This window comes from Streptomyces bambusae (assembly GCF_019400985.1).
Classification (GTDB): domain Bacteria; phylum Actinomycetota; class Actinomycetes; order Streptomycetales; family Streptomycetaceae; genus Streptomyces; species Streptomyces bambusae_A.
The window spans coordinates 1-5,449 of record NZ_WTFF01000412.1; the positions used below are offsets into that span (position 1 = coordinate 1).

Consider the following 5,449-nt stretch of genomic DNA (forward strand, 5'->3'; position numbering starts at 1 on the left):
GCCGGGGCGTCGCTGCAGCCGGCCAGCAGGACCAGTGCCGCGCCGGCGGCGGCCAGACCCTTGGCGATGCGGGACCGGGCGCGGACGTGGGACTGGACGCCGGAGCCGGCGTGGGAGCGGACGCGGGTGCGGACGTCGGTGCGGACGGCGGTACGGGTACGGGTGCGGGTGCGCATGGTTCCCCCCTGGAAGACGCGAGTGGCAGGCGGACATGGTCACACGCGCGTTCGCCGCCGGACCGTCCGGCCACCCGCCAGTGATCGTCCACCTGTGGGACGGCCCCGCCGCCGCCCCGGTTCAGCGGGGCGGCGGCGGGGCCGTACGCACGGGCGGGAGGTCCCGGCCGCTCAGCACTCGATGACGTTCACCGCGAGTCCGCCGCGGGCCGTCTCCTTGTACTTCACCTTCATGTCCGCGCCGGTCTCCTTCATGGTCTTGATGACCTTGTCCAGGGAGACCTTGTGGCTGCCGTCGCCGCGCATCGCCATCCTGGCCGCCGTGACGGCCTTGACCGCCGCCATGCCGTTGCGCTCGATGCACGGGATCTGGACGAGGCCGCCGACCGGGTCGCAGGTCAGGCCCAGGTTGTGCTCCATGCCGATCTCGGCCGCGTTCTCCACCTGCTCCGGGGTGCCGCCGAGGACCTCGGCGAGGGCGCCGGCCGCCATCGAGCAGGCCGAGCCGACCTCGCCCTGGCAGCCGACCTCGGCGCCGGAGATCGAGGCGTTCTCCTTGAAGAGCATGCCGATGGCGCCGGCGGCGAGGAGGAAGCGGACCACGCCGTCCTCGTCGGCGCCCGGGACGAAGTTCACGTAGTAGTGCAGGACGGCCGGCAGGACACCCGCCGCGCCGTTGGTGGGGGCGGTGACGACGCGGCCGCCCGCCGCGTTCTCCTCGTTGACCGCCATCGCGTAGATCGTCGTCCACTCGCTGCGGTGCAGCAGCGGGTCGCCCTCGGTGCGCAGCTGCCGCGCCGTGGCGGCCGCCCGCCGCTTGACCCGCAGCCCGCCCGGCAGGATGCCCTCGCGGGACATGCCGCGCGAGACGCACGCCTGCATGACGCGCCAGATCTCCAGCAGGCCCTCGCGGATCTCCTCCTCCGTGCGCCAGGCCTTCTCGTTCTCCAGCATCAGCGAGGAGATGGACAGCCCCGTCTCCCTGGCCAGCCGCAGCATCTCGTCACCGGAGCGGAAGGGGTACTTCAGCACGGTGTCGTCGAGCTTGATCCGGTCCTCGCCGACCGCGTCCTCGTCGACGACGAAGCCGCCGCCCACCGAGTAGTAGGTCTTCTCCAGCAGCGGGGCGCCGGCCTCGTCGTACGCGAAGAGCGTCATGCCGTTCGCGTGGTACGGCAGCGAGCGGCGGCGGTGCAGGATCAGCTGGCTCGGCTCGTCGAAGGCGATCTCGTGCGCGTCCTCTATCTGCGTCCCGAGCAGCCGCAGCCGGCCGGTCCGGCGGATGCGCTCGACCTCGTCGTCGGCGCTCTCCACGTCCACGGTGCGCGGCGAGTGGCCCTCCAGGCCCAGCAGCACCGCCTTGGGGGTGCCGTGGCCGTGGCCGGTGGCGCCGAGCGAGCCGAAGAGCTCGGCGCGTACGGACGTGGTCTGGGCGAGGACACCGTCCTTCTTCAGCCGGTTCACGAACATCCGGGCAGCGCGCATCGGGCCGACGGTGTGCGAGCTGGACGGACCGATGCCGATCGAGAAAAGATCGAAGACGGAAATGGCCACGGTGGCAGACTCCCGGAACACCCCCGCGGTTGCGGGGAACGAACCGTCCAGTCGCTCTCGCAGCGTAGCGAGGCGGCCGACGGATAGGGCGGACTTTGCAGAGATTGTGGGCAAAGAGCGCCTCGTGGGCGCCCTTGCCCGGTTAATCAGCGTACGTCAGTTCAGGAAGGGGGCGGTTACGCCGGCCTGTACGGCGGCTTTCGCGGGCCCGACGTCGAGGACCGCTCGCGCTGCGGCCATGAAAAGGGCCCGGCCCTGTGCGAGACAAGGCCGGGCCCCCAACCGCGCCTTACAGCGACGGGTACAGCGGGTGCTTCGCGGCCAGGGCCGAGACCCGGGCCCGCAGCGCCTCGGCGTCGTACTCCGGCTTCAGCGCCTCCGCGATGACGTCCGCGACCTCGGTGAAGTCCTCGGCCTGGAAACCGCGGGTGGCCAGGGCCGGCGTGCCGATCCGCAGACCCGAGGTGACCATCGGCGGCCGCGGGTCGTTCGGGATGGCGTTGCGGTTGACCGTGATGCCGATCTCGTGGAGGCGGTCCTCGGCCTGCTGGCCGTCCAGCTCCGAGTTGCGCAGGTCCACCAGGACCAGGTGCACGTCGGTGCCGCCGGTGAGCACGTCCACGCCCACCGCCTTGACGTCGTCCTGGACCAGGCGGGCGGCGAGGATCCTCGCGCCCTCCAGGGTGCGCTCCTGGCGCTCCTTGAACTCCGGCGAGGCCGCGACCTTGAAGGAGACCGCCTTGGCGGCGATCACGTGCTCCAGCGGGCCACCCTGCTGACCGGGGAAGACCGCGGAGTTGATCTTCTTCGCGAGCTCCTGCGTCGACAGGATGACACCGCCGCGCGGACCGCCCAGGGTCTTGTGCGTGGTGGTGGTCACGACGTGGGCGTGCGGCACCGGGTTCGGGTGCAGGCCCGCGGCGACCAGGCCCGCGAAGTGGGCCATGTCGACCATCAGGTACGCGCCGACCTCGTCCGCGATCCGGCGGAAGGCGGCGAAGTCCAGCTGGCGCGGGTACGCCGACCAGCCGGCGACGATCAGCTGCGGCTTGGACTCCTTGGCCAGGCGCTCGACCTCGGCCATGTCGACCTGGCCGTCCTCGCCGACGTGGTACGGGACCACGTTGTAGAGCTTGCCGGAGAAGTTGATCTTCATGCCGTGGGTCAGGTGACCGCCGTGGGCCAGGTTCAGGCCCATGATCGTGTCGCCCGGCTTGAGCAGCGCGAACATCGCGGCGGCGTTGGCCTGCGCACCCGAGTGGGGCTGCACGTTCGCGTGCTCGGCACCGAAGAGCGCCTTGATCCGGTCGATCGCGATCTGCTCGACCACGTCGACGTGCTCGCAGCCGCCGTAGTAGCGGCGGCCCGGGTAGCCCTCGGCGTACTTGTTGGTCAGGACCGAGCCCTGGGCCTCCATGACGGCGACCGGAGCGAAGTTCTCCGACGCGATCATTTCCAGGGTCGACTGCTGACGCACGAGCTCGGCGTCGACGGCGGCGGCGACGTCGGGGTCGAGCTCGTGGAGAGGGGTGTTCAGTACAGACATCTGGTGTCCCTCGGGTATCGGGTGGGTCAGCCGGCGAAGTCGGTGTACTCGTCGGCGGAGAGCAGCTCGGCCGAGTCGTCCGTGATCTTGACCTTGAACAGCCAGCCGCCCTCGAACGGGGCGTTGTTCACCAGGGCCGGGTCGTCCACGACGTCCTGGTTGGCCTCGACGACCTCGCCCGTGACGGGGGCGAACAGGTCGCTGACGGACTTGGTCGACTCCAGCTCGCCGCAGGTCTCGCCGGCCGTGACGGTGTCGCCCACCGCGGGGAGCTGGGCGAAGACGACGTCACCGAGCGCGTTGGCGGCGAACTTCGTGATGCCGACCGTGGCGATGCCGTCGGCGTCGACGGCCGAGACCCACTCGTGTTCCTTGGTGTAACGCAGCTGCTGGGGGTTGCTCATGACCTGATTCTCCTGGATGCGGGGGAGTGCTGATGAACGGTGGTCTTGCGGGGTGAGACGGGTCCCGGTGGGGCGATCGTCACTTCTGCCGCTTGTAGAAAGGCAGAGCCACGACCTCGTACGGCTCATGCGTACCGCGAATGTCGACGCCGACGCCGGAGGTGCCGGGCGCGGCGTACGTCGCGTCGACGTACGCCATCGCGATCGGCTTGCCCAGCGTGGGGGAGGGGGCGCCCGAGGTGACCTCGCCGACGACCTCGCCGCCGAAGACGACGGAGAACCCGGCGCGCGGGACGCGGCGGCCCTCGGCGACCAGGCCGACCAGCTTGCGCGGCGGGTTCGTGGCGGCGCGCTCGGCGGCGGACTCCAGGGCGGCGCGGCCCACGAAGTCGCCCTCCTTCTCGAACTTCACGACCCGGCCCAGGCCCGCGTCGAACGGGGTCAGCGAGGTGGTGAGCTCGTGCCCGTACAGCGGCATGCCCGCCTCCAGGCGCAGCGTGTCGCGGCAGGACAGGCCGCAAGGCACCAGGCCAACGCCCTCGCCCGCCTTGGCCAGGGCCTCCCACAGCTGGACGGCGTGCTCGGGCTTCACGAACAGCTCGAAGCCGTCCTCGCCGGTGTAGCCGGTACGCGCGATCAGCGCGGGCACGCCGGCGACGGTGCCGGGCAGGCCCGCGTAGTACTTCAGGCCGTCCAGGTCGGCGTCGGTGAGCTGGGCCAGGATGCCGGGGGACTCCGGGCCCTGGACGGCGATCAGCGCGTACGCGTCGCGGTCGTCGCGCACCTCGGCGTCGAAGCCGGCGGCGCGCTCGGTCAGCGCGTCCAGCACCACCTGGGCGTTGGAGGCGTTGGCGACGACCATGTACTCGGTCTCGCCCAGGCGGTAGACGATCAGGTCGTCCAGGATGCCGCCGTCCTCCTGGCAGATGTGGGTGTAGCGGGCGCGGCCCACGCCGACGGTGGAGATGTTGCCGACCAGTGCGTAGTCCAGGAGCTTCACGGCCTGCGGACCGGTCACGGTGATCTCGCCCATGTGGGAGAGGTCGAAGAGGCCGGCCTTGGTGCGGACGGCGTTGTGCTCGTCGCGCTCGCTGCCGTACCGCAGCGGCATGTCCCAGCCCGCGAAGTCGGTCATGGTCGCACCGAGCGAGCGGTGCAGCGCATCGAGGGCGGTCAGGCGGAGGGCATTGCTCATGGGTACGGCTCCCAGGTCCCAGGGCATCGACATGACATGACGAGGACGATCCTCCCCATCTGTCATCGGAACCTGAGAGGTTCGCCGGATCCCGCGCGTGGCGCGGACGACGGCTTGCACCTTGGGTGGAGCCGCGACAGTGCGGCCCGCTTTTCAGATCTGCCTCATCCACGCGGTACGGGGCCTGAGAGATTCAAGGGAGGTTCTTGCTCCTTCGGCGCCCGGCGACCCTGGGGTCTTCCGGGACTCTCCCGCGCGGATTCAAGCGGCCGGTATGCAGTTGGTGTCCAGTTGGCGCACATCATGCCACGCGACCGCCGGGAATGGGGGGCCGGGCCCGAAAGTGAGTACGGACCGGAACCGGCCCCGTCGGATTACCGTCTCTTTACACTTAGTGGGCATGGGGTCCTGGTGACCCCTCCCCGGCTACGGCTGGGTGGGGGTACCCCCGGACGGAGCCGGGGGGAGTGCCCCCAGGGGAGGCGAGCACGATGTGGAGATTCGGAGCGGAGCGGCCGCCCGATCCGGCCGCCGCGGCCGTGGCGGCCCGGCCCGGGACCGCCCTGCCGGGCCC

The 5,449-nt window shown here is 70.9% G+C and carries 4 protein-coding genes and 1 riboswitch; all 4 genes read right to left on the minus strand.

The annotated features are described in order from the left end of the window. Nucleotides 1–347: 347 nt before the first annotated feature. The 4 genes from GPJ59_RS32810 to gcvT all read right to left on the minus strand — a co-directional run bounded on the left by GPJ59_RS32810 (nt 348) and on the right by gcvT (nt 4,875). Nucleotides 348–1,730: an L-serine ammonia-lyase gene (locus GPJ59_RS32810; RefSeq protein WP_219671564.1), complete on the minus strand. Its 1,383-nt coding sequence runs from the start codon at nt 1,728–1,730 to the stop codon at nt 348–350. A gap of 289 nt (nt 1,731–2,019) precedes the next feature. After that, nucleotides 2,020–3,276 carry a serine hydroxymethyltransferase gene (gene glyA / locus GPJ59_RS32815; protein WP_219671565.1) on the minus strand — a complete coding sequence of 419 codons (1,257 nt, stop codon included), beginning with the start codon at nt 3,274–3,276 and terminating at the stop codon, nt 2,020–2,022. A 26-nt stretch (nt 3,277–3,302) separates the two neighbouring features. Continuing rightward, a complete protein-coding gene (gene gcvH, locus GPJ59_RS32820) occupies nt 3,303–3,680 on the minus strand; it encodes a glycine cleavage system protein GcvH (protein ID WP_219671566.1) in 378 nt (125 codons plus the stop codon). A 79-nt stretch (nt 3,681–3,759) separates the two neighbouring features. After that, complete coding sequence (gene gcvT, locus GPJ59_RS32825; RefSeq protein WP_219671567.1) at nt 3,760–4,875, minus strand: glycine cleavage system aminomethyltransferase GcvT; 1,116 nt, start codon at nt 4,873–4,875, stop codon at nt 3,760–3,762. Between the two features lie 163 nt (nt 4,876–5,038). Beyond that, a riboswitch (glycine riboswitch) is annotated at nt 5,039–5,139 on the minus strand. Nucleotides 5,140–5,449 lie beyond the last annotated feature (310 nt).